This window comes from Massilia sp. CF038 (assembly GCF_900129765.1).
Taxonomy (GTDB): domain Bacteria; phylum Pseudomonadota; class Gammaproteobacteria; order Burkholderiales; family Burkholderiaceae_D; genus Telluria_A.
The window spans coordinates 700,412-723,113 of record NZ_FQWU01000001.1; the positions used below are offsets into that span (position 1 = coordinate 700,412).

Here is a 22,702-nt window from a genome sequence, read left to right on the forward strand (position 1 = left end):
GCTCGCGTACTGAGATAGAACGGGGCGCCCGCTGTTGGGGCGCCCTTTGCACATCACCACATCGTCCTCGCGGAGGCGGGGACCCATGCCACGCGTGCCCAGAGAAAGACGTTTTCTTTGTGCTTACGTGCTATGGGTCCCCGCCTTCGCGAGGACGATGGTGGGTGGCGGATTATTAAGCCGTCCCTAAGTCTGCTGCTGCATCATTCAAATCGTTGAACAACCCATTCCATCCAGGAGTAAGTCATGCATAACGAAGGTGCCATCACTGCCATCACCGCTAAGCGACTCACGCTCGCCCTTGCCGCCGCAGGCGCGATCGGCGGGGCGGTTGGTGCATTAACGGTTAACCATAACAATGCGGTCGCACTGACCGCACCAGCGACTGCTCCCGCAGTAGCGGCCGCGCCTCAGGCAGCGGCCGCCCCGGTGGCAGCGGCGCCCGCGCCTGTGCCGGCCGGCGTCACGCTGCCCGACTTCACCACCATCGTTGCGCGCAATGGCCCGGCGGTGGTCAATATCCGCGTCATGGGCAGCACCAAGACCAGCGCCCAGCGCGGTCCGCAGTTCGATGAGGATGATCCGTTCTTCGAGTTTTTCCGTCGCTTCCAGGGCCCGCAGAATCCGCGCGGCCAGCAACGCGACAGGCCCGTTTTTGGCGCCGGTTCCGGGTTCATCATCAGCCCGGACGGTGTCATCCTGACCAACGCGCACGTGGTGCGCGACGCCAAAGAAGTGACCGTCAAGCTGAATGACCGGCGCGAATTCCGCGCCCGTGTTCTCGGCTCCGACAACAAGACCGATGTGGCGGTGCTCAAGATCGACGCCAAGAATCTGCCGGTGGTGCCGGTGGGCCGTTCCAGCGATTTGAAAGTAGGCGAATGGGTGCTCGCGATCGGCTCGCCGTTTGGCCTTGAAAGCACGGTCACGGCCGGCGTGGTCAGCGCCAAGGGGCGTTCGCTGCCGGACGAAACCCAGGTGCCTTTCATCCAGACCGACGTGGCTGTCAATCCCGGCAACTCGGGCGGGCCGCTGTTTAACACCAAGGGCGAAGTGATCGGCATTAACTCGCAGATCTACAGCCAGACCGGTGGTTACATGGGCCTGTCGTTCGCCATTCCGATCGACGTCGCTTTCCGCATCAAGGACCAGATTGTCGCCACCGGCAAGGTGCAGCATGCCAAGCTGGGTGTGACGGTGCAGGAAGTGAACCAGGGCTTTGCCGATTCGTTCAAGCTGGAGTCGCCTGAAGGTGCGCTGGTGTCGAACGTGGAAAAAGGCGGCGCCGCTGATAAGGCTGGCCTCAAGTCGGGCGACGTGATTCGCAAGCTCGATGGTCAGCCCATCATCGCGTCGGGCGACCTGCCAGCCATGCTCAGTCTGGCCAAGCCGGGCGACAAGGTCACGCTGGACGTCTGGCGCGAAGGCAAAATCGTGCGCATCGATGCACGTCTGGCCAATGCCGATGACAAGGTCGCCGCCGCCGACCGCGACGACACGGCCGGCGCCGACAATAGCTCGCGCCTGGGCCTGGCCCTGCGCCAGCTCGACCCGAACGAGAAGCGCCATTCCGGCATCGCCTCCGGCCTGGTGATTGAAGACGCAGGCGGCGCCGCGGCCAATGCCGGGGTGCAGCCGGGCGACGTGCTATTGTCGGTCAATGGCCGTCCCGTCAATACGGTTGAGCAGGTGCGGGAAGTGGTCGGCAAGTCGAGCAAGTCGGTGGCCTTGCTGATTCAGCGCGGCTCTGACAAAATCTTCATCCCGGTGCGGATCGGCTGATGCCCAGCCCACCAGCTTGAACCGGACTAAGAGGTAAGCATGCGTTTGCTGCTGGTGGAAGACGATACGATGATTGGCGAAGTGGTGCTCGACCTGCTCAGGGCCGAGCACTACGCCGTCGACTGGGTCAAGGATGGCGAAATGGCCGACACGGCCCTGCGCCAGTCGCAAAGCTACGACCTGGTCATTCTCGACCTGGGCCTGCCCCGGCTGGACGGCCTGGAAGTGCTGCGCGCCATGCGCAGCCGCAAGGACCGCACCCCGGTGCTGATCGCCACCGCGCGCGACGCCATTGGCCAGCGCGTGGCTGGCCTCGATGCCGGTGCCGACGACTACGTTCTCAAACCTTACGACCTGGATGAACTGCTGGCGCGCCTGCGCGCCTTGCTGCGCCGCGCCGCCGGGCGCGCCGAACCGATCTTCGAATACAAGAACATCGCCATCAACCCGGTCACGCGCGAAGTGCAGGTGGACGGCGCCGTGGTGCAGTTGTCGGCGCGGGAATGGGCCGTGCTGGAAGCCCTGATCGCCCGCCCGGGCGCCGTGCTCTCACGCGCCCAGCTGGAAGAAAAGCTGTACAGCTGGCGCGATGAAGTCTCCAGTAACGCCGTTGAAGTCTATATCCACGGCCTGCGCAAGAAGCTGGGCAGCGAATTGATCCAGAACGTGCGCGGGGTCGGCTACATGGTGCCCAAGCCATGATGGTGTCGCACTCGCTGCGCGGGCGTTTGCTGTGGTTCCTGCTGGCGGCCATCAGCATCGCGGCGGTGGTGCAGGCCTCGATTGCCTATCGCACCGCACTGGCCAACGCCGACCAGATTTTCGACTATCACATGCAGCAGATGGCGCTGGCGCTGCGCTCGGGCACACCGCTGTCGAACACCGACGCGCGCGACGCCGAACAGGCCGAAAACAATGAGCTGCTGGTGCAGGTCTGGACCCCGGACGGGGTGCAGACCTTCCGCACCATTTCGAATGCGCGTCTGCCGCAGCACGCGGTGCTGGGTTTTTCCAACGTCAAGGAAAACAACACCACATACCGGGTCTTTTCGATCCAGACACCGACTCAGACCCTGCAAGTAGCGCAAGACATGGCAGTGCGCCGCAACATGGCCGGTGACATGGCCTTGCGCACGGCCGCGCCGATCGCCGTGATGATGCCGATTTTAATGCTGGTGGTGTGGTGGGTGGTGAGCGGCTCGCTGCAGCCGGTGGCGCGCGTGCGCAAGCAAGTGGCGGCGCGCCAGGCCGACGATCTGTCGCCGGTATCGGAAGCGGGCTTGCCCGACGAAGTGCTGCCGCTGGTGCAGGAACTCAATCTCCTGTTTGGCCGCGTCAAGACCGCGTTTGAGGCGCAGCAGCATTTTGTGGCCGACGCCGCGCATGAGCTGCGCACCCCGCTGGCCGCGCTCAAGCTGCAGGCGCTCAGCCTGGAGCGGGCCGATTCAAGTGAGGCACGCGGCATCGCCGTGGGCCGCCTGACTGCCGGCATCGAGCGTGCCACGCGCCTGGTCGAGCAGTTGCTGGTGCTGGCGCGCCAGGAAGCGAGCGACGGCACCGGCGCCAGCGATGCGCAAGTCAGTCTGGCCGATCTGGCCAAGCGCGCCGTGGCTGACATGGTCGGCGCGGCGCAGGCCAAGGGCGTGGATCTGGGCCTGCAAGATGCCGACGAAGTAGCGGTGCGAGGGCAGGGCGACGCACTGATGATATTGATGCGTAATCTGGTCGACAACGCGGTCAAGTACACGCCGCAGGGCGGCACGGTGGATGTGACGGTACGCGCGGGCACGCAAGGTGCATTGCTTGTGGTGGAAGACAGCGGCCCAGGCATCGCGCCCGACGAACGCGAACGCGTGTTTGACCGCTTTTACCGGATTGCTGGCAGCGAGGCCAGTGGCAGCGGGCTGGGGCTGGCGATCATCAAAGCCATCGCCGAGCGCCATGGCGCGGCGCTGACACTTGATCAGTCGGAACGGCTGGGTGGGCTGCGGGTCACAATCCAGTTCCCTGCATAACCCGCACCGCAAACCTACATCGTCCTCGCGGAGGCGGGGACCCATACCACGCATGCAGTACCTTACCGCATGCATGGTATGGGTCCCGAATCGTCGGACCGCCGCCTCCGCGAGGACGATGTGGTGGGGCGCTTAACCCTGGTAAATCGCCTGCATCAGCAAAAACCCTTCATGCCGAATCGCCGGCTCGGCCGCATCCAGTTCCTTCTTGGCCTTGATGAACTCCGGCCGGCTCATGAACTTGCGCTCGTTCGGTGTTGGCGTCGGAGCGTCATTCTTGGCAAAGCCCGGGCGGCTGTTGTAAGTCTGCCATAGCACTGCACGGCCATGGGCCAGGTTGTAGTACGCCGTCATTTCCACGGCCGTGCTCTGACTGATAAAACGCTGCGTCTGGCGGCCCAGGCGTTCATGAATATCGGACGGCTTGACCGTTGCCAGTTTGGCAAACGCTTTCGCGCGCAGCGCTTCGCTGGCGAAGCCACTGGTTCCCGTAATCGAGCGCATCAGTTTCTCCGTCTGCATGGCGGCCATCAAGCCCTGCACGGCTTTCAGGTGCGCTGCCGGGTCGGCTTCTGCCGCGCGTCCTACTACGCTGGTAAGCAACATGGTGACCAGCAGCATTACTTTCGCGAATTTCATTTGTTTCCCTAAAATAATAGAATTGCTCAGTGCACATTATACGTGGCCCCGCCCACCAGTACCGTGTCCCTGTCGAACACGGTATCGATGCGGCAAGGGTTGCCCAGCGCTGCGCCCTGATACAGCGTGAGGCCGTGTCCCAGCCAGGCGCTCAGGGCACCGGCAGCCACTCCAGTGGCATGGTCTTCCAGTGCCGGGTCCAGATGGTTGAAGTTGCGCCCCTCGTATTCGCGCTCGCCAGTCTGGCAGTACACATAGCAGCCGTTCACGCCATGCGTCTTGCCCCAGTCGACAATGCGTGCCAGCGGCGGCTGCAGCGCGTGCAGCGCGGCCCGGTCACGCACGGCAATCAGAAGCTTGGGGCTGCCGACAGACGATAGCAGGGGCGAGGCGGCCAGCTGCAGCGCTGGCGCGCCTAGCAAATGCACGGCCAGAGCAGCGTCAACACCGATCGGGGCCACGGCCTGGCGGCGCACGCTCACAAACATGCCTTGCGCCGTTTGCATCAAGGGCAGCAACTGGCCGCGCATGGCGGTTGTAAGGACAGTCGGGCCGCCCCGTTCAAACAACACATGCGCTGCCGCCAGCGTGGCGTGCAGGCACAGCGGACTGCGCGTATGGGGATAGTAAAAGTCAGCCTCCATCACCTCGCCGGCGTCGAGAAAAACGCAGGCGCTGCATGCTTGGGCAGCGGCAAAGACTTGCCGTTCGGCTGGTGTTGCGGGTCCGTCTTCGATCACCATGGCCACATTGCCACTCCCGGGGTGTGCACCAAAACAGCGGATCAGATGGGTTTGCATGGCATTTTTCTGGCATCGGGAAAAGGGTGGTATATACTGTGTTTTTATACAGTACTATTTCTCCCCTTATTGTAGCGTTTCCGTATGTCATCCGCTTTCCCGCCCCAGAGCCTGCCCGACTATGCCGAGCTGTTCTGCCTGACGAATTTCTCTTTTCTGCACGGCGCCTCGCACGCCGAGGAGCTGGTCGCGCGCGCGGTGCAGCTGGGTTATGCGGCGCTGGCCATCACGGACGAGTGCTCGCTCGCTGGCGTGGTGCGCGCCCATGCCGAAGCCAAAAAGGCGGGCTTGCCGCTGGTGATCGGCGCCCACTTCCATCTGACCAATGCCGACGGCAGTCCGGCCTTGTCACTGATTTTGCTGGCGCAAAACCGCAATGGCTACGGCAATCTGTCCGAGCTGATCACCCTGGCGCGCACCCGCAGCGAGAAGGGCTGCTATCACTTGATGCCGTCCGACCTGGCCGCGCCCGGCCCGGCGCAAGCGCACCTGCGGCAGCTGCCCGACTGCCTGGCGATCCTGCTGCCGGCCTATCCCGGTTTTGAGGCGGCCGATGTCGACCGCCTGCACGCCCAGGCCGCATGGATCGGCGCCACCTTTCCGGGCCGCGCCTGGATCGGTCTGAACCTGCTGCACCGCGCTTTTGACGACGCCCACCGCGCCAGCGTGGAAGAGGTGGCGTGGCAGCATGACTTGCCGATTACCGCGCTTGGCCACGTGTGCATGCACGTGCGTTCGCGCAAACCGCTGCACGACACGCTGTGCGCGGTGCGCATTGGCAAAGCGGTGGGCGAGTGCGGCTACGCGCTGTCGCAAAACGCCGAGCAGCATTTGCGCGCGCGCCTGCGCCTGGCCAATATCTACGCGCCGGCGGTGCTGGCTGAAAGCGTGCGCATCGCGCGCCTGTGCACTTTCTCGCTCAATGAACTGCGTTACGAGTATCCCGACGAACTGGTGCCGCCCGGCGAAACCGCGGCCGGTTACCTGCGCAAGGAAACCTACATCGGCGCCCACCACCGCTTCCCGCTGGGTATTCCGGCTAAGGTGCAGGGGCAGATCGAGCACGAGCTGGCCCTGATCGCCGAGCTGCGTTACGAGCCGTATTTTCTGACGGTGTACGACATCGTGCGCTATGCGCGTTCGGTCGGTATTCTGTGTCAGGGGCGCGGCTCGGCCGCCAATTCGGCGGTCTGCTACTGCCTGTCGATTACCGAGGTCGATCCCGGCCGCGGCAATCTGCTGTTCGAGCGCTTCATCTCCAAGGAGCGCGACGAACCGCCTGATATCGACGTCGACTTCGAGCACCAGCGGCGCGAGGAGGTCATCCAGTATATCTACAACAAGTACGGGCGTGATCGTGCGGCGCTGGCGGCCGTGGTGATCAGCTACCGCCCCAAGAGCGCGCTGCGCGACTCCGGCAAGGCGCTGGGGATCGACCTGGCGATTGTGGAAAAGGTGGCCAAGACCCACCACTGGTTCGACAGCAAGGAAGATCTGGTCAACCGGCTGGCCGAATGCGGTCTCGATCCTGAATCGGCGCTGGCGCAGCAGTGGGCCACGCTGGCGCAGCGCCTGCTGGGATTTCCGCGCCATCTGTCGCAGCATCCGGGCGGCTTTGTGATCGCGCAGGGCAAGCTGTCACGCCTGGTGCCAATCGAGAACGCCACCATGGCCGACCGCAGCGTGATCCAGTGGGACAAGGACGATCTGGAAGAACTGGGCCTGCTCAAGGTGGACGTGCTGGCGCTGGGCATGCTGTCGGCGCTGCGCCGCACGCTCGAACTGGTGAGCCAGCAGCGCGGCACGGTGTTTTCGATGCAGGATATTCCGGCAGAAGATCCGGCCACCTACGACATGATCTGCAAGGCCGATACGATCGGCGTGTTCCAGATCGAATCGCGCGCGCAAATGAGCATGTTGCCACGCATGCTGCCGCGGACCTTCTACGATCTGGTAATCGAGGTAGCGGTGGTGCGCCCCGGCCCCATTCAGGGCGGCATGGTGCATCCTTATCTGCGCCGGCGCCAGGGCCTGGAGCAGCCCGTGTATCCGAAAGAAGAGCTCAAGAGCGCGCTCGAACGCACGCTGGGCATTCCGATCTTCCAGGAGCAGGTGATGCAGGTGGCGATGGTGGCCGCCGGCTTTACCCCTGGTGAAGCGGACCAGCTGCGCCGTGCCATGGCAGCCTGGAAGCGCAAGGGCGGGCTGGAAAAATACTATGGCCGCATCGTCAGCGGCATGCTGGAGCGGGGCTATGAGCTGGCGTTTGCCGAATCGATCTTCAGCCAGATCCAGGGCTTTGGCGAATACGGTTTTCCCGAGTCGCATGCGGCCAGTTTTGCACTGCTGGCGTATGCCAGCTCCTGGCTCAAGTGCCACGAGCCGGCGGCGTTTTTGTGCGCGCTGCTCAACAGCCAGCCCATGGGCTTTTATAGTCCGTCCGCCCTGGTGCAGGATGCGCAGCGCCACGGCATCGAAGTGCGGGCAGTCGATATCGCCGTCAGCGGCTGGGACTCGGCGCTCGAACCGTCGGGCCGCGCGCAGCCAGCCGTGCGGCTGGGATTGTCGCTGCAGCGCGGCATGCGTCAGGAAGTGGCGGCGCGGATCGAAGATGCACGCGCCATTCGTCCCTTCGACAGCGTGACCGACCTGGCGCGCCGCGCGCAGCTGGACCGGCATGACCTGCAGGTGCTGGCCGCAGCCAATGCCCTGCAGTCGCTGGCGGGGCACCGGCGCCAGGCCTTGTGGCAGGCCGTGGGCGCAGTGCCCGACAAGGACTTGCTGCGCCCCACCGCGCCGCAGGAAGAAGTGCCCGATCTGGCTGCGCCCAGCGAAGGCGAGGACATTGTCGGCGACTATCGCGCGCAGGGCTTGACGCTGGGGCGCCATCCGCTGGCGCTGCTGCGCCAGCGCCTGCTGGCCAACCGCTTTTTGCCTGCAGCTACCCTGAACGACTTCAAGGATGGGCAGCTGGCGCGCGCCTGCGGCATCGTCACCGTGCGCCAGCGGCCCGGCACGGCCAAGGGCGTGCTGTTCATGACGCTCGAAGATGAAACGGGCAATGTGAATGTGATCGTGTGGCCGTCACTGGTCGAGCAGCAGCGGAAGGAGGTGCTGGGCGCGGCGCTGCTGGGCGTGTACGGCGTGTGGCAGCGTCAGGGCGAAGTGCGGCACCTGGTGGCCAAGCGCCTGGTGGACATGTCAGCTTTGCTGGGACGGCTCGATACCACCAGCCGCAATTTTTGCTGACGCCTTGAGCACCACGGTTTTGGCGATCCAGTCGCCAACGCGGCGGCGCTTGGCGCCAAAGATGAACAGGCTGTCGATGGGACCCAGAATGAAGGCGATATTGCGCACCACCGACTGGCCCGCGCTGCACGGCTGCCCGCTTTGCCGGTCTGCCGTGCGGATCGACAGCAGGCGCTTGCCGATGCTCTGGCCCGGTATCGCATCGCGCCCCAGTAGGTAGGCGTAGAACAGGATCCCGCCCATGGTTTCGCTGACATGCATCCCGATCAATTTGAGGGGCATGAAGAGTGTCACCAATACAATCATCACGCCAATGGTATCGATCAGCACAGCGGCCAGTCTGGCGCCGCGCGAGGCAAGCAAAGCGTCGCTTTGTACAAGCACGGCTTGCTGCGCCAATGCCGCCGCCTGCGTGGCAGCCACCGTCGCCGGTTCCACGCCCCTTGCCTGCAGTTCGTCGAGCAGATCGGCGCGCGCCTCTTCACTCAGCTTTTTGGGATCGCATGCGAGCAGCGTGTCGAGGTCCAGGTTCTGGTAATGCGCTCTGAATTTTCCCACTGTGTGCTCGCGATCCGGTTGACGATTCAATCAAGGCGGCAGTGTAACAGAGGGGAAGGCGGCAGCCGGCCATGCGCCGGCTGCCGTTGCTGCTTACTTCACAAAGCGGAAGACTTGATTTTGGGTGCCGGCGCACGTCCATTGGTGAATGTTGCCGCCATCAGCCGTGCTCCAGTCCGCCACATCCATGCACTTGCCGCTGCTCTGATTGCGCAGGCTGAAGCCATTGCCGCTTGCCTTGATGACGAAGCGCTGCGCGCCCGTGTTATTGCTGGTCCATTGCTGGATGTTGGCGCCATCATTGCCTGCCGACGACGCCACATCGACCGCCTTGCCGCTATTGGCATTGAGGATGCGGTACACATCGTTGCCCATGTTGGTGACATCGAAAGCTTGCGCGCCGGTGCCGTTGCACTGGTACTGCTGGATGTTGGCGCCGTCGGCGGTCGAGGCCGCCGCCACGTCCACGCATTTGCCGCTGTGCGCCGAGACGATCGTGTAGCGCCCGTTGGCAACACTGCCCACTGGCGGCACGGTCGTGTCCTTGGCCACTTTCATGATCTGATAGAACTCGTAAGGGCGCGTGTTGACCAGGCTGAAGTCATTCAGGCTGCCGGAACCAGGCCGGTCGCGCTGCAGGTTCCAGAACGACAGCAAGCCCAGTTTCTTCTGGCGCGCAAAGTCGGTCACTTTCTGCGCATCGGCCTGGCGGAACACTTCGCTGGTCACGTCGTTCACGCCAATCATCGGCGTAATGCCGATCATGGCCCACAACTGGGCGTCGGTGCGGCCAGTGAAAATCCCCTTGATCTGGCCGAAGGTGGCGTTGGCCGCGCTGATGGCCAGGTCGCCCATGTTGCGCCCGCTGCTGCTCTGGGCGCCGTAATCCATGGCCATGATGTTGACCACCGACACCTTGACGCCGGCGCTGTTGGCGCTGCGCAGCAAGGTCAGCGCGCCACCCGGCAAACCGGCAGGATCGACCGGCAGCGTGAACGAGACGTACAGATTGGGGTAGGCCGCCTGCAGGCGCTTGATGACATTGTTGCGCGTGGTATTGAGCGAAGCCACGCCCAGCTGGCTGCCTTCAATATCGAAGTCGAGCGAATACACCTTGTGCGTGTCCATGATGTTGCGGATCAGATTGAACATGTCGGTTTCGCTGCAGCGGCTTTCCAGATAGCTGCCCGAGGCGCCGCCGAACGACAGGATCACGCGGCCGCCAGCGGCAACAAATTGCTGCACGTCAGTCTTGCCATTGCCGCTCATGATGTTTTCCATGCCGCCGGACAGGGTGCAGCCGCCCCCGGAGATGCCGAAGGCGATGGTGGCCGCGTTCAGGCCACCTTCTGCGCGGGCCTGCATCAAGGTGCTGGGGGTGGAGCCGCCCCAGTACGCCCAGGAGGCAAAATAGGGCCCACTTCGGCGCTGTGGGCAATCGCGGGCAAGACCAGCGCGGCGGCGCAAAGGGTGTTCAGGTAGTGCTTCATCGTGTCTTCTCCTGTTAGCTTTGGATAGAGGCAAAACTGGCCAGATGGCTGTCTTGTCGAATTGAATATGCAAACGCAGGCAAGCCGCGATGCAGCTGCCCCACAGGGATCCTACGGGAAGCGCTTCCAATTTGGGAAAAGATGACGTGCATTTGTGGCAATCTTGCCACAAATGACAAATGAGCCTGCGGTCCGGCGCTGGGGCCGGACCGCGTGCAGCAGGTGCTTAGATGGCAGGGGTGCCGTAGTAGCTGTGGATCTGGTTCTTCCACTGTGGATTGGCCATGTCGGGCCAGTGATCGGTATCGAAGCCTGGGGCGTTCTCGATCTTTTCCTTGTCGATATCAAGGCGGAATTGCTTGTTCACGGTATCGAGCTTGAGTGCATCCCAGGGCACGGCAAACAGCTTCTCGCCAATGCTGAGGACGCCACCGCTGGACATGACTGCGTAGGCGATTTTGCCGGTGCGCATGTCAAGCATGATTTCCTTGATTTCGCCCAGGTGTTCATTCTGCATATTGTGGACATGGTCCCCAATGAGGGTATCAGCGCCCATCAGTTCCGGGCCGGGGCCTTTGTGGCCATTGTCGACATACATGCCATAGGCATCGCGTTCTTCGTAGGACATTTTGACCTCCCTTGGTAAAAGTGACAGCATGAACGTATGTGCCGTACAGGTCTGTTCGCTGCTTCACGCAAGCAATCCCTGAATGCATTTCATTCCCAGCATTGTGCAATTCATCGCATAGGGCAAGGCTGGGCTTCCCGTATTTACTAAAGTGTTGTCTGGTAAAGAAAAGAGGATAGAGAGCATGAAATACGCAACGACAGTCGCCTTCCTGTGTGCGCTGGGCTGCAGCGCCATGGCAGGCGCGCAGGAAGCAAGCTGGGTAGGGCAGTTCACCCTGGACGGACAAGCGACCGTTATTGGGTTGCACCAGCCAGCGGACGCACCAGCGAGCATGGATGTGCCTGCCAAAGGCGCGCGAGGCATGCCGCTGAAAGACTTCAAGTTCACGGCGCGGCATGCCCATTTCGCACTGCAAGGCGGACCGGATCTGTATACGTTCGACGGCATTCGCAGTGCCACCGGTATCGCGGGCACCGTGCGCCAGGGCGCGCGCAAGGGCCAGTTCAAGCTGGTGCAATTGCAGCCGGCAGGTGCGCCGCTGATCCGCCAGCTGGCGGGCAGTTATCAGATCGCACCGGGCCGCGTGATCGACATGGGTCCGATGGACGAGCTCGGCGGTCAGTTGGCCTTCCTCGACAGCAAAACACGGCGCACCGGCCCGCTGAACGGTTTGTCGGCCACCCGTTTTGTCTCGGGCCCATCGATTGGCATGCCTTACCCTTTTGCCATTCAGGCGGAATTTATCAAGGACAAGCATGGCGCAGTGACGGCGCTGCGCTGGACCGAAGGCAAGCAGACCCTGCTCGCCAAGAAGATTGCCCCGCACCGGGCGGAGGAGGTCACGGTCGTCAATGGCGACGTGACGCTCAAGGGCACGCTGCTGCTGCCGCTCACACCGGGGCCGCATCCGGCCATTGTGTTTGCGCACGGCTCCGGCCCCACTACGCGTAACGTCGGTGTGTGGAACAGCTTTTTTGTGCGCCAGGGTATGGCGGTGCTGTCGCTCGACAAGCGCGGTGCGGGTGAGTCGAGCGGCGACTGGGGCAAGGCCAGCATGGCGACCATTGCCGACGACTGGCTGGCCGGCGTGGCCATGCTCAAGGCCCGCGCCGACATCGACCCCAAACGCATCGGCGTGCATGGGTCCAGCCAGGGCGGATGGACCGGGCCGCTGATGGCGGTCAAGTCGAACGATGTGGCTTACGTGATCGTGCGCGCCGGTTCAGCCAACACGGTGCGCGATACGATGGTGCACGAAATCGGCTGGAGCGTGCGCGAGGCCGGCTTTGGCGAGGCGGACGCACAGGAAGCGCAGGAGGGCGCTGGCCGCTTGTTCGACAACGCGGGCTTGCCGTGGCCCCAGTTCAACGCGCTGGCTGCGCCACTTAAAGCGCGTCCCTGGGCCAACGCGGCTTGGGCAGTACACATGAGCGAAGAGGGCTGGGGGCGCGGCTGGAGCGTGCTTAACGCGTCGTATGATCCGGCCCCGACGCTGGCCCAGCTGACCGTGCCAGTGCTGTGGTTCTTGGGTGAGCTCGACCACAACGTGCCCAGCGCCCAGACCGCCGCAAAGCTGGCGGCAGCGCGCCAGAGCTCGGGCAATCAGGACTTTACTGTGGTGCGCCTGCTCAATACGGGCCATGCATTCCTGGATACGACGACCGGCAACAACAGCGAGCTGCCGACCCTGTCGACGTCCGCCCCGGGCTATTGGGACAAAATGGAAAGCTGGCTGCGCGAGCGTGGTTTCAGTCAGCGCTAACAGGCACCGACCGCGGATGCCGCCTGTCGCTGATGACAGTTGAAGGCGGCATACTGGCCGGAATTCAGCAGTTTTTCTGCTTTGACGCGTGAAACTGAAATTGACGAGAAGTAATTATCTGATTTACAATATTCACATTCTTCCGTACCCCCCAACTCAGCAGGAATTACTGATGCGCTTCATGCCTCGCTCGACTGTTTTAAAATGTGTTTTCGGTGCTGCGCTGATGACCAACCTCGTCTGCGCGAACGCGGCCGAAGTCAACTTCTACGGGTTGGCCTTGTCCAAGGTTCGCGCTGTAGGCGACTACACCGGCACCACGTTCGACAACACGCTCGAATTGTATTTCACTACCCCGCTGGTCTGGCCTGCTGGCTCGCCATGTGTGAGCACTGATCGAGTCTTTATCAACGCCAATAACATGCATTTGGTCGCTGCTGCCTATCTGGCCTTGTCCAAAGGGCGAAAGGTCGACATCAATATCGATCCGACTTTGCCAATCCGGTATGGCGCCTGCGAGATTAGCTATATCGATTTGGGAGCTGGCTGATTTTCTTGCTATCACGGCGGGGCGCGAGCGGACCGCGTACTGCGCCCTGTATTGGCGGCCTGAAGTGCCACCACGGGCACCACGGATCCGCGGTCGTGCTGCTGCAGCAGCGCGGCTGATAGCTCGGCATATCGTGGGTATTGGGCGCCAAATCGCATATATGGCGCACGGTTAGGTTTTCCCGCTTCCAGCGGGCTTTTGCAACCTTTTTGCCTTGTTTTGCGGAAGTTTTTGCCTGTTTAAGGTATAATTTCAATTTCCCGCATGTGCCGTTCGGCACCATCTGCAATGACCAAATTTGTCTTCGTCACTGGCGGCGTCGTGTCTTCCCTGGGTAAAGGGATTGCCGCCGCCTCTCTCGCTGCGATCCTCGAATCGCGCGGCCTCAAAGTCACCATGCTCAAGCTCGATCCGTACATCAACGTCGATCCGGGCACCATGAGCCCCATGCAGCACGGTGAAGTTTTCGTTACCGATGATGGCGCCGAGACCGATCTCGACCTCGGCCACTACGAGCGCTTCATCAGCACCCGCATGAAAAAGGTGAACAACTTCACCACCGGCCAGATCTACGAGTCGGTGATCCGCAAGGAACGCCGTGGCGAGTACCTGGGCAAGACCGTGCAGGTCATTCCGCACATCACCAACGAAATCCAGGATTACATCTACCGCGGCGCCGAAGGTGTGGACGTGGCGCTGGTGGAAATTGGCGGCACCGTGGGCGACATCGAATCGCTGCCGTTCCTGGAAGCGGCCCGCCAGCTGTCGCTGCGCGCCGGACGCAAGTCGGCGGCCTTCGTGCACCTGACCCTGGTGCCATACATTGCCTCGGCCGGCGAACTGAAAACCAAACCGACCCAGCACAGCGTACAAAAGCTGCGCGAGATCGGCATTTCGCCAAACGCGCTGCTGTGCCGCGCCGACCGCCCGATTCCTGACGACGAACGCGCCAAAATCTCGCTGTTCTCGAACGTCGAAGAGCAGGCTGTCATCTCGGTGTGGGACGCCGACACCATCTATAAAGTGCCGCAGATGCTGCACGACCAGGGCCTGGACGCGATCATCCTCGACGCCCTTGGCATGGAAGCGCCGCCAGCCGACCTGTCGATGTGGACCAAGCTGATTCACGCGCTGGAACACCCGAAAGAAGCCGTCACCATCGGCATGGTTGGCAAGTATGTCGACCTGACCGAGTCGTACAAGTCCCTGACGGAAGCGCTGCGCCACGCTGGCATCCACACCGAAAGCCGGGTCAACATCGAATACCTGGACTCGGAAGACATCGAGACCAAGGGCTGCGATCACCTGGCCAAGTACGATGCCATTCTGGTGCCGGGCGGCTTCGGCAAGCGCGGCGTGGAAGGCAAGATCATGGCCGCCCGCTACGCCCGTGAAAACAAGATCCCTTACCTGGGCATCTGCCTGGGCATGCAGGTCGCGCTGATTGAATACGCTCGCCACAAGGCAGGCATGGCCAACGCCAACTCGACCGAGTTCGATACCGATACCGACCAGCCGGTCGTGGCCCTCATCAACGAGTGGCAAAACCATGACGGCAAGGTCGAAAAGCGCGACGAGTCGTCCGACCTGGGCGGCACCATGCGCCTGGGCGCGCAAACCTGCGCCGTCAATCCTGGCACGCTGGCCGCCGAGATCTACGGTTCGGTCGTGACCGAGCGTCACCGTCACCGCTACGAAGCGAACAACCATTACCTGGGCCGTGTCGAAGCGGCTGGCCTGATTGTCTCGGCCCGCACCCCGACCGAAGATCTGTGCGAAATCATGGAGCTGCCACGCGAAGGCGAGAACGCGCACCCGTGGTACATGGGCGTGCAGTACCACCCTGAATTCAAGTCGACGCCGCGCACCGGTCACCCGCTGTTCACGTCGTTCATCAAGGCCGCGCTGGCGCACAAGGCGGCCAACGCTCACTCGGCAGCTGCCAATAATGGCGCGCCTGCATTGCAAGGAGACGCAGCATGAAGCTTTGCGGTTTTGACGTAGGCCTGGACCAGCCGATCTTTCTGATCGCCGGCACCTGTGTAATCGAATCGCGCCAGATGGCGATGGATACCGCCGGTACGCTGAAAGAAATCACTTCGGCGCTGGGTATTCCCTTCATCTACAAGTCGTCCTTCGATAAAGCCAACCGTTCCTCGGGCACCTCGTTCCGCGGCCCTGGCATGGACAAGGGCCTGGAGATTCTGGCCGACGTGCGCAAGGAAATCGGCGTGCCTGTGCTGACCGACATCCACACGATCGAAGAAATCGCCGCCGTGTCGTCGGTGGTCGACGTGCTGCAAACCCCGGCCTTCCTGTGCCGCCAGACCGACTTTATCGTCGCCTGCGCGCAGTCCGGCAAACCAGTCAACATCAAGAAGGGCCAGTTCCTCGCGCCCGGCGACATGAAGAACGTGATCGACAAGGCCCGCCTGGCAGCAAAAGAAGCAGGCCTGAACGAAGACAACTTCATGGCGTGCGAACGCGGTGTCTCCTTCGGCTACAACAACCTCGTTTCGGACATGCGCTCACTGGCGATCATGCGCGAATCGAACTGCCCGGTCGTGTTCGACGCGACCCATTCGGTACAACTGCCGGGCGGACAGGGCACCTCATCCGGTGGCCAGCGCGAACACATCCCTGTGCTCTCGCGCGCAGCTGTGGCAGCCGGTATCGCCGGTCTGTTCATGGAAACGCACCCCAATCCCGCGCAGGCGCTGTCGGACGGTCCGAATGCAGTCCCCCTGGGACGCATGAAAGAGCTCCTCACCACGCTGGTCGACATCGACCGCATCGTCAAAAAAGCCGGATTCCTCGAATCGAGCTTTACGCGATAAACGGCAGCTTGTTCGCCGGTCCACCGCCGATTGCCCTGACAGATGCAGGCGGATCCTCCCGGATCCGCCCACCGTTTTGCTTACCTTTTGGAGAATAAAAATGAGTGCTATCGTTGATATTATCGGCCGCGAGATTCTAGATTCGCGCGGCAATCCAACCGTCGAATGCGACGTGTTGCTGGAGTCCGGCGTGATGGGCCGCGCTGCCGTGCCATCGGGCGCATCGACCGGTTCGCGCGAAGCGATCGAACTGCGTGACGGCGACAAGAGCCGTTACTTCGGCAAGGGCGTACTGCAAGCCTGCGAAAATATCAATACCGAGATCTCCGAAGCGATCATGGGCCTGGACGCGAATGAACAGGCGTTCCTGGACCGCACCCTGATCGACCTCGATGGCACCGAAAACAAGAGCCGTCTGGGCGCCAACGCCATGCTGGCCGTGTCGATGGCCGTGGCCAAAGCTGCCGCTGAAGAAGCCGGCCTGCCGCTGTACCGCTACTTCGGTGGTTCGGGCGCGATGCAGATGCCAGTGCCGATGATGAACGTCATCAACGGCGGCGCGCACGCCGACAACAACCTGGACATCCAGGAATTCATGATCATTCCAGTGGGCGCACCAAGCTTCAAGGAAGCGATCCGCTACGGCGCCGAGGTGTTCCACACCCTGAAGAAAATCCTGCACGACAAAGGCCTGGCCACATCGGTGGGCGATGAAGGCGGTTTCGCGCCTAGCGTCGCCAATCACGAAGAAGCCATCAAGCTGATCATGCAAGCGATCGAGCAGGCAGGCTACGAGCCAGGCACGCAGATCGCGCTGGGTCTGGACTGCGCCGCGTCCGAGTTCTACAAGGACGGCAAGTACCACCTGGAAGGCGAAGGCATGCAGCTGACTTCGACCGAATTCACCAACATGCTCGAAACCTGGTGCGACAAGTACCCGATCATTTCGATCGAAGACGCGATGCACGAAGGCGACTGGGATGGCTGGAAGATCCTGACCGACCGTCTGGGCAAAAAGGTCCAGCTGGTGGGCGACGATCTGTACGTCACCAACACCAAGATCCTGAAAGAGGGCATCTCGAAAGGCATCGCCAATTCGATCCTGATCAAGATCAACCAGATCGGCACCCTGACCGAGACCTTCGCCGCCATTGAAATGGCCAAGCGCGCCGGCTACACCGCTGTCATCTCGCACCGCTCGGGTGAAACCGAAGACTCGACCATCGCCGACATCGCTGTTGGTACCAACGCCCTGCAGATCAAGACCGGCTCGCTGTCGCGTTCGGACCGCATGGCCAAGTACAATCAGCTGCTGCGTATCGAAGAAGACCTGGGCGACATCGCCAGCTATCCTGGCCGTAGCGCGTTCTACAACCTGAAGTAATTGAAGCGACACCGGCCAGCACTGCTGGCCGGTTTAACACTGCCATGCGCCTGATCACGCTTGTCCTTGCGGCCCTGCTGCTGCTCATCCAGATTCCCCTGTGGGTAGGGAAGGGCGGCTGGCTGCGCGTGTCCGAACTGGAAGACAAGGTGGCTGCCGCCCACGTTCATACCGAAGAACTCAAGGCGCGCAACGCCAAGCTCGAATCCGAAGTGCGCGACCTGAAAGATGGCACCGGCGCCGTGGAAGAGCGTGCGCGCCTGGAACTGGGCATGATCAAGCAGAACGAAGTGTTCGTCCAGATCCTGGGCAGCAACGACCAAAAAAAGGAGTCGGCAACGCCCTTGCCGCCACCGCCTCCGCCAAAACCTGTCACCACCCCCTGAGCGTTCGTCATGAGCACAGCCGCACTGACCCTGTATTACGATGGCAGATGCGCATTCTGCTCAACCGAGATGGCCCGCCTGGGCCGCTGGGACAAAAAACACCAACTCGCTTTTACCGATATCGCCCAACCGGGATTCGATCCCGCGCACCTGGGCGCCAGCATGGTTGAACTGAATCTGGAAATGTACAGCCAGGCCGCCGACGGCACCGTGTATGCCGGCATCGACAGCATGCTGGCCGCCTATACGCTGGTCGGGCGCGGCTATCTGGTGGCGCCATTGCGGGTGCCTTTCCTGCGCCCGCCGCTGGCGTACTTGTACCGCATGTTCGCGCGCAACCGCTACCGCATGTCCACACTATTGGGCTACAAGATCACGCCTGTGTGTCAGGACGGGGTCTGCGCGCATCGAAATCCCTACCTTAAAGACTGAGCATATGAACCATGAAGTGATGCGCAAGTGGACCGTCTGGTACGTGTACGCTGCCATTTCCGCGCATCTTGCGGTCGGCATGCTACTGCCGCTGATTGCCGGCATGGCGCTGTTCGACGGCTATCACCAGGCAATTGAAACCGCGTTCTGGGGGCCGGCCATTCCAGCCCAGGCGCGCGCCCAGCAGGTGTGGTGGATCTCCTTGTTCGGCCCCACCGTGCAGGCTGCGGCAGTCTGGATGGCCGGCCTGGCCTGGATGGGTGACCGCCAGCGCAATGCCTTTGCATGGGGCGCGCTGATCGCTGGTATGGTGCTGTGGGCCCCGCAAGACATGCTCATTTCGCTGCAGGCCCAATGCTGGGCTCACGTGTGGATCGATACCTTTGCGGTCGTCACAATGCTGCCGCCACTGATTTACCTGTTCATCGTTGACCGTCGAAAGGCAAGCGCATGATGCACGTCTCGGAAGGCGAGTTGTTTCGCAAGATCCTCGGGCCTGAGTGGAGCAAGCTGCATCTCGACATTCAGCACCGCTTCGCCAAAAATCCATCCCCCGGCAAGCCGCTGATGTACACGGGCATGCTCGATGAACTGAGCTGCTCGCGCTTCGGTCAGCTGCTTGGCTACGTGACGCGGCCCATGATCAAGGGGGCGCTGATGCCCTACAACGACGCCGACTTCCCGGTCGATATCGAGGTCTATTCCAAGCCTGACGATCCAGCCATCTACAAGCAGCGCATCTATCGTCTGCATGGGCGTAAACCTGTCATGTTCACCTCCTTCATGCGCGAGAGCAGCCGCGGCGAAGTACTCGAATATGTCGGCATGGGCCTGGGCATGAAGCTGCTGCTGTCAGTGCGCGGCGGTGATTTGTATTTCGAGAGTGATGGCTATTTCTGGGAAGTGTTCGGCGTGCGCATTCCCTTGCCAATCTGGTTCACGCCCGGTAAAACCTATCTGTGCCACCGCAATAATCACGCTAGCCAGTTCGACATCCGCATCGAGATCGTGCATCCCCTGTTTGGAAAATCGTTCACGCAAACAGGCGTATTCCACGAAGTGGCGAGCGCTTCGGTGCAAGATGCAGCCTGAGATTTCGTAACACTTTTTACCGAGCGCCAGTGGTTGTAACAGGACTTCTGCAGTGTAATGAAGTCACGGGCACACCTTGCTGCCTGTGACCACAGTTCCACTTGATGACAGGAGTTCGCCATGAAAACCAAGACCCTGATGTTTGCCGTTCTTGCCGCCGCCTGCCTTTCGTCAGGTACCGCGATGGCCCAGTCGTACAGCCATGGTGCGCACGACGACCGAGGCTACCGTGACGGCCGCTACGAGCAGCGGCGCGATCATGGCATGCACCGCCGTGTGCGTGGCGCCGGGCCCAATCATGACTTGTATCGTGGCGAGCGTTTGCCTGCTGCGTACTGGGGGCGCAATCTGCGCGTGAACAATTGGCGCCGTGCCGACTTGCCACGGCCGCAGTACGGCCATAACTGGGTGCGCACCGGGAATGACTATGCGCTGGTGTCGGTCAACACCGGCATCATTACCCGCATCGAATTCGGCGACTAACCCACATCGCCCTCGCGCAGGCGGGGGGCCATTCCATGTCACCGAATTCGGTACAGTGGTATAGGCCCCCGCCTCCGCGAGGGCGATGTAGTTGAGCAAATTCCCGGATACCTCCCGTAACACTTCTTACCCGAATCGACTGTTTGTGAAGACCTTTATGCGGTTTAATGATCTCGTGGGTTGAGGAAAAGATCCTCGGTCCATGACCCCGGAAGTGCAGCATCAGCCAGGGTCCACTTTTTAGACAGGAGTACACCATGATCAAGCAAGCCCTCGTATTCGCAGTGTCCGCAGCATGCCTGGTATCGGGCGCCGCATCGGCCCAGTCGTATGACCGTTACGAGCGCAGCGGTCGGGTAGAACGCACGGATAACGCCCAGCGCCAGGATCGCGACACCCGTACCGGCCTCGATGGCCGCGACTCGCGCTTTGGCGACTTTAATGGCCAGGCGCGGCGCGACGATCGCCGCCATGATGGCGACCGCGACGACAACCGCTACGACAATCGCCGCGACAACCGTTATGACAACCGTTACGACAACCGCTACGAACATCGCGGCTATGGCAACGGCTACGGTAACAGCTACCGCGCCCAGATGCGCCGCGGCGAGCGCCTGTCGCACAACCAGTACTATGTGGTCAACGACTGGCATCGCCACAACCGCCTGTATGCGCCGCAGCGTGGCTACCAATGGGTGCAGGTCGATGGCAACTACGCGCTGGTGGCGATTGCAACCGGCATCATCGCCCAGGTTCTGCTGAATAATTAATCCTGTTTGTATGCCTCCGGGGCGACCCGGAGGTTTTTTCATATTGGAATCATCGATGCAAAAGCTCAAAGTTCTCCTGCTCTCGTTCGTCGTTGGCGCCGCTGCGCTGGCAGCGTGTTCGCCCAAGGCCGCCAAGGTCGAAACACCGGTTGCGGTCACGCCGCAGGCGGTGCAGGGCGCTGTCAAATTGCTGGGCCAGTGGAACGGACCGGAAGGCACCTATCTGCAAATCGCCGGTGCCGATGGCAAATATGCCGTCACGATCAAAAATCTCGACGGTCCGCGCACCTTCCAGGGCAGCGGCACGGGCGACACCATTACCTTCGAACGCGACGGCAAGCCACATACCATTCGTCCCAGCGACGGCGCGGCAACCGGCATGAAATGGCTGGCTGATAAAAAGAACTGCGTGACGATCGAAGCGGGCGAGGGCTATTGCCGCGATTGAGGTGGCTTGACCGGGCCTGGCAAACCGGTAAAAATGCCCCATTTCCTAGCCACCTAGTGAGTTGCCATGCATCCTACCCTGCGCCTTGGCGCCCTGCTTAGCGCGGTCTTGTTCTCTGCCGCAGCCCATGGCGCCGACGCGATCGATGTCGCCAAGCTGTCTGACAGCAGCGTGACGATGGTGGACTTGAGCAAGGCGGGCAGCCCCGGTAAAACTTTTGCCGCTGGCACCATCATCAATGCTCCCATCCAGGACGTGTGCGCGCTGCTGCAGAACTACAGCGCGTATCCGAGCTTCATGCCGAATACGGCGTCGGCCAAGGCCACGCCCGCTGATGGCGGCCAGACGCTGGTCGACATCACGTTGAAACTGCCGATGGGTAAGATCAAGAAATACCGGCTGCGCATGACGCCGAAAGTCAGTGCCGCTTCCTGCGTGCTGGCCTGGAAGCTGGTGCCCTGGCCCGGCTTGAAACAAGAGGAGACCATCCTCGATACTACCGGTCAATGGCAGTTGACCCCGGGCGCCACCCCGGACAAAACGGTGGTGCGCTACAACGTGTACACCGACCCGGGTCCGATTCCCTTCGGCCTGGGCTGGATTGTCGACAGCCTGAGCAAAGACAGCATTCCGCAAACCCTGGACGCGGTGCGCAAGCGCGTCGTTCAGCACTGACACCACTTTCCCAAAATCACCACAATCACCCTCGCGATCGCCGGGGCTGATTGCGGTTTGGCGCGATCTTTTTCGCGCGATGGCTTGACTCGCTTTCACATGTAAGATATTGTTTACACGTGATGAATAAACATATCAACCAAAACGGGGATGCACTGCTGGCGGCGCTGTCGGCCCTGGCCAATCCGCATCGGCTGCGCATCATTGCGGCGCTCGCTTCCGGCGGGCGCAACTATGTCAGCCAGCTGGCGCGGGAAATTGGTATCAGCCGGCCCTTGCTCCATCTGCATTTGCAAAAGCTGGAGGGCGCAGGGCTGGTCACCAGCCGGCTCGAGCTGTCCGCGGACGGCAAGGCGCTCAATTATTTTGAGGTGAGCGCCTTTGCACTGGAACTCACGCCTGCCGCCATTGCTGCCGCAGTCCCCTCCCTGACTACCAAAACTGAAACCTAGAGGTCGCCATGTCCGAAGCTATTTACGTGTTCACCCTTGCCGCGTTTTTCGGCACCATCATTGCCGTGTTTGCCATTCGCTACACCTCGCTTAACCGCCAGGCCAAGGCGCGCCTGGACAACGACGAAAGTTATCGCGAACTGGCAGCCCGTGCTACCCAAAGCCAGGCTGAAACCGCCATCGCGCTGGGCGCGGTCAATGCCACGCTGGGCGAACTGCGTACTCGTATCGCCGGGCTGGAAAAAGTATTGCGCGAAGTGGAGTAAG

At 61.8% G+C, this 22,702-nt stretch carries 24 protein-coding genes; 19 read left to right on the plus strand and 5 right to left on the minus strand.

Annotated elements, in window-relative coordinates; all coding sequences use genetic code 11:
* Positions 1-246: 246 nt before the first annotated feature.
* From BUC24_RS03130 to BUC24_RS03140, 3 genes are read left to right on the plus strand one after another with little or no spacing between them, the layout of a single operon-like run.
* The gene (locus BUC24_RS03130; RefSeq protein WP_073212637.1) at positions 247-1,782 is read left to right on the plus strand and encodes a DegQ family serine endoprotease; all 1,536 of its coding nucleotides are present in this window, start codon (positions 247-249) and stop codon (positions 1,780-1,782) included.
* Between the two features lie 39 nt (positions 1,783-1,821).
* Positions 1,822-2,484, plus strand: coding sequence for a response regulator (locus tag BUC24_RS03135; RefSeq protein ID WP_073212639.1), 663 nt, complete (start codon positions 1,822-1,824; stop codon positions 2,482-2,484).
* Entirely contained in the window at positions 2,481-3,797 is a 1,317-nt protein-coding gene (locus tag BUC24_RS03140; protein WP_073212640.1) for an ATP-binding protein, read from the plus strand. Before BUC24_RS03135 ends, BUC24_RS03140 begins: the two co-directional genes overlap by 4 nt.
* Before the next feature lie 132 nt (positions 3,798-3,929).
* Here BUC24_RS03140 and BUC24_RS03145 read toward each other — a convergent pair whose 3' ends face one another.
* Together BUC24_RS03145 and BUC24_RS03150 are read right to left on the minus strand one after the other, a co-directional pair.
* A complete protein-coding gene (locus BUC24_RS03145) occupies positions 3,930-4,436 on the minus strand; it encodes a hypothetical protein (protein WP_143167370.1) in 507 nt (168 codons plus the stop codon).
* A gap of 26 nt (positions 4,437-4,462) precedes the next feature.
* Positions 4,463-5,236: a PhzF family phenazine biosynthesis protein gene (locus BUC24_RS03150; protein ID WP_073212645.1), complete on the minus strand. Its 774-nt coding sequence runs from the start codon at positions 5,234-5,236 to the stop codon at positions 4,463-4,465.
* Positions 5,237-5,320: 84 nt separating this feature from the next.
* On the opposite strand from BUC24_RS03150, the gene BUC24_RS03155 reads away from it, so the two are divergent.
* A complete protein-coding gene (locus BUC24_RS03155; protein WP_073212647.1) occupies positions 5,321-8,485 on the plus strand; it encodes an error-prone DNA polymerase in 3,165 nt (1,054 codons plus the stop codon).
* Here BUC24_RS03155 and BUC24_RS03160 read toward each other — a convergent pair.
* From BUC24_RS03160 to BUC24_RS03170, 3 genes are all read right to left on the minus strand, one after another.
* Positions 8,438-9,043, minus strand: coding sequence for an RDD family protein (locus BUC24_RS03160; RefSeq protein ID WP_178372471.1), 606 nt, complete (start codon positions 9,041-9,043; stop codon positions 8,438-8,440). The two genes, BUC24_RS03155 and BUC24_RS03160, sit on opposite strands and share 48 nt — an antisense overlap.
* 93 nt (positions 9,044-9,136) lie before the next feature.
* Positions 9,137-10,408, minus strand: coding sequence for an RICIN domain-containing protein (locus BUC24_RS03165; RefSeq protein ID WP_073212649.1), 1,272 nt, complete (start codon positions 10,406-10,408; stop codon positions 9,137-9,139).
* A gap of 351 nt (positions 10,409-10,759) precedes the next feature.
* A complete protein-coding gene (locus BUC24_RS03170; RefSeq protein WP_073212650.1) occupies positions 10,760-11,161 on the minus strand; it encodes a PRC-barrel domain-containing protein in 402 nt (133 codons plus the stop codon).
* 184 nt (positions 11,162-11,345) lie between these two features.
* Here BUC24_RS03170 and BUC24_RS03175 point away from each other — a divergent pair, with 184 nt between their 5' ends.
* The 15 genes from BUC24_RS03175 (at position 11,346) to BUC24_RS03240 (ending at position 22,701) form a co-directional block, all read left to right on the plus strand.
* Complete coding sequence (locus tag BUC24_RS03175; RefSeq protein ID WP_073212651.1) at positions 11,346-12,926, plus strand: alpha/beta hydrolase family protein; 1,581 nt, start codon at positions 11,346-11,348, stop codon at positions 12,924-12,926.
* 172 nt (positions 12,927-13,098) lie between these two features.
* Entirely contained in the window at positions 13,099-13,476 is a 378-nt protein-coding gene (locus BUC24_RS03180) for a hypothetical protein (protein ID WP_083598680.1), read from the plus strand.
* A gap of 288 nt (positions 13,477-13,764) precedes the next feature.
* Complete coding sequence (locus tag BUC24_RS03185) at positions 13,765-15,459, plus strand: CTP synthase (protein WP_073212652.1); 1,695 nt, start codon at positions 13,765-13,767, stop codon at positions 15,457-15,459.
* Complete coding sequence (gene kdsA, locus BUC24_RS03190) at positions 15,456-16,313, plus strand: 3-deoxy-8-phosphooctulonate synthase (protein ID WP_073212654.1); 858 nt, start codon at positions 15,456-15,458, stop codon at positions 16,311-16,313. The genes BUC24_RS03185 and kdsA overlap by 4 nt, the downstream gene beginning before the upstream one ends.
* 100 nt (positions 16,314-16,413) lie before the next feature.
* On the plus strand, positions 16,414-17,697 hold the full coding sequence (eno, locus tag BUC24_RS03195) for a phosphopyruvate hydratase (RefSeq protein WP_073212656.1): 1,284 nt from the start codon (positions 16,414-16,416) through the stop codon (positions 17,695-17,697).
* A gap of 44 nt (positions 17,698-17,741) precedes the next feature.
* Positions 17,742-18,083, plus strand: coding sequence for a cell division protein FtsB (gene ftsB, locus BUC24_RS03200; protein ID WP_073212658.1), 342 nt, complete (start codon positions 17,742-17,744; stop codon positions 18,081-18,083).
* Between the two features lie 9 nt (positions 18,084-18,092).
* Entirely contained in the window at positions 18,093-18,515 is a 423-nt protein-coding gene (locus BUC24_RS27185) for a thiol-disulfide oxidoreductase DCC family protein (RefSeq protein WP_229448001.1), read from the plus strand.
* A gap of 4 nt (positions 18,516-18,519) precedes the next feature.
* Positions 18,520-18,969: a cell division protein gene (locus tag BUC24_RS27190; protein ID WP_229448003.1), complete on the plus strand. Its 450-nt coding sequence runs from the start codon at positions 18,520-18,522 to the stop codon at positions 18,967-18,969.
* Complete coding sequence (locus BUC24_RS03210) at positions 18,966-19,607, plus strand: DUF4166 domain-containing protein (RefSeq protein ID WP_073212660.1); 642 nt, start codon at positions 18,966-18,968, stop codon at positions 19,605-19,607. The genes BUC24_RS27190 and BUC24_RS03210 overlap by 4 nt, the downstream gene beginning before the upstream one ends.
* A 120-nt stretch (positions 19,608-19,727) precedes the next feature.
* On the plus strand, positions 19,728-20,090 hold the full coding sequence (locus BUC24_RS03215; RefSeq protein ID WP_073212662.1) for an RcnB family protein: 363 nt from the start codon (positions 19,728-19,730) through the stop codon (positions 20,088-20,090).
* A 257-nt stretch (positions 20,091-20,347) separates the two neighbouring features.
* A complete protein-coding gene (locus BUC24_RS03220; RefSeq protein ID WP_073212663.1) occupies positions 20,348-20,860 on the plus strand; it encodes an RcnB family protein in 513 nt (170 codons plus the stop codon).
* Between the two features lie 55 nt (positions 20,861-20,915).
* Complete coding sequence (locus BUC24_RS03225; protein WP_073212665.1) at positions 20,916-21,308, plus strand: hypothetical protein; 393 nt, start codon at positions 20,916-20,918, stop codon at positions 21,306-21,308.
* A 66-nt stretch (positions 21,309-21,374) separates the two neighbouring features.
* A complete protein-coding gene (locus BUC24_RS03230) occupies positions 21,375-21,983 on the plus strand; it encodes an SRPBCC family protein (RefSeq protein WP_073212667.1) in 609 nt (202 codons plus the stop codon).
* Positions 21,984-22,105: 122 nt separating this feature from the next.
* The gene (locus BUC24_RS03235) at positions 22,106-22,435 is read left to right on the plus strand and encodes an ArsR/SmtB family transcription factor (protein WP_073212670.1); all 330 of its coding nucleotides are present in this window, start codon (positions 22,106-22,108) and stop codon (positions 22,433-22,435) included.
* 8 nt (positions 22,436-22,443) lie between these two features.
* Positions 22,444-22,701: a hypothetical protein gene (locus tag BUC24_RS03240; protein WP_073212672.1), complete on the plus strand. Its 258-nt coding sequence runs from the start codon at positions 22,444-22,446 to the stop codon at positions 22,699-22,701.
* The last annotated feature ends 1 nt before the right edge of the window (position 22,702 follow it).

Bases quoted from the DNA above. Each gene is read 5' to 3' on its own strand.
- BUC24_RS27190 (WP_229448003.1), top strand. From the start codon at position 18,520: ATGAACCATGAAGTGATGCGCAAGTGGACCGTCTGGTACGTGTACGCT.
- BUC24_RS03155 (WP_073212647.1), top strand. From the start codon at position 5,321: ATGTCATCCGCTTTCCCGCCCCAGAGCCTGCCCGACTATGCCGAGCTG.
- BUC24_RS03210 (WP_073212660.1), top strand. From the start codon at position 18,966: ATGATGCACGTCTCGGAAGGCGAGTTGTTTCGCAAGATCCTCGGGCCT.
- ftsB (WP_073212658.1), top strand. From the start codon at position 17,742: ATGCGCCTGATCACGCTTGTCCTTGCGGCCCTGCTGCTGCTCATCCAG.
- BUC24_RS03145 (WP_143167370.1), bottom strand. From the start codon at position 4,436: ATGAAATTCGCGAAAGTAATGCTGCTGGTCACCATGTTGCTTACCAGC.
- eno (WP_073212656.1), top strand. From the start codon at position 16,414: ATGAGTGCTATCGTTGATATTATCGGCCGCGAGATTCTAGATTCGCGC.
- BUC24_RS03165 (WP_073212649.1), bottom strand. From the start codon at position 10,408: ATGCAGGCCCGCGCAGAAGGTGGCCTGAACGCGGCCACCATCGCCTTC.
- BUC24_RS03180 (WP_083598680.1), top strand. From the start codon at position 13,099: ATGCGCTTCATGCCTCGCTCGACTGTTTTAAAATGTGTTTTCGGTGCT.
- BUC24_RS03130 (WP_073212637.1), top strand. From the start codon at position 247: ATGCATAACGAAGGTGCCATCACTGCCATCACCGCTAAGCGACTCACG.
- kdsA (WP_073212654.1), top strand. From the start codon at position 15,456: ATGAAGCTTTGCGGTTTTGACGTAGGCCTGGACCAGCCGATCTTTCTG.
- BUC24_RS03170 (WP_073212650.1), bottom strand. From the start codon at position 11,161: ATGTCCTACGAAGAACGCGATGCCTATGGCATGTATGTCGACAATGGC.
- BUC24_RS03230 (WP_073212667.1), top strand. From the start codon at position 21,375: ATGCATCCTACCCTGCGCCTTGGCGCCCTGCTTAGCGCGGTCTTGTTC.
- BUC24_RS27185 (WP_229448001.1), top strand. From the start codon at position 18,093: ATGAGCACAGCCGCACTGACCCTGTATTACGATGGCAGATGCGCATTC.
- BUC24_RS03175 (WP_073212651.1), top strand. From the start codon at position 11,346: ATGAAATACGCAACGACAGTCGCCTTCCTGTGTGCGCTGGGCTGCAGC.
- BUC24_RS03150 (WP_073212645.1), bottom strand. From the start codon at position 5,236: ATGCAAACCCATCTGATCCGCTGTTTTGGTGCACACCCCGGGAGTGGC.
- BUC24_RS03140 (WP_073212640.1), top strand. From the start codon at position 2,481: ATGATGGTGTCGCACTCGCTGCGCGGGCGTTTGCTGTGGTTCCTGCTG.
- BUC24_RS03235 (WP_073212670.1), top strand. From the start codon at position 22,106: ATGAATAAACATATCAACCAAAACGGGGATGCACTGCTGGCGGCGCTG.
- BUC24_RS03135 (WP_073212639.1), top strand. From the start codon at position 1,822: ATGCGTTTGCTGCTGGTGGAAGACGATACGATGATTGGCGAAGTGGTG.
- BUC24_RS03215 (WP_073212662.1), top strand. From the start codon at position 19,728: ATGAAAACCAAGACCCTGATGTTTGCCGTTCTTGCCGCCGCCTGCCTT.
- BUC24_RS03220 (WP_073212663.1), top strand. From the start codon at position 20,348: ATGATCAAGCAAGCCCTCGTATTCGCAGTGTCCGCAGCATGCCTGGTA.
- BUC24_RS03225 (WP_073212665.1), top strand. From the start codon at position 20,916: ATGCAAAAGCTCAAAGTTCTCCTGCTCTCGTTCGTCGTTGGCGCCGCT.
- BUC24_RS03240 (WP_073212672.1), top strand. From the start codon at position 22,444: ATGTCCGAAGCTATTTACGTGTTCACCCTTGCCGCGTTTTTCGGCACC.
- BUC24_RS03185 (WP_073212652.1), top strand. From the start codon at position 13,765: ATGACCAAATTTGTCTTCGTCACTGGCGGCGTCGTGTCTTCCCTGGGT.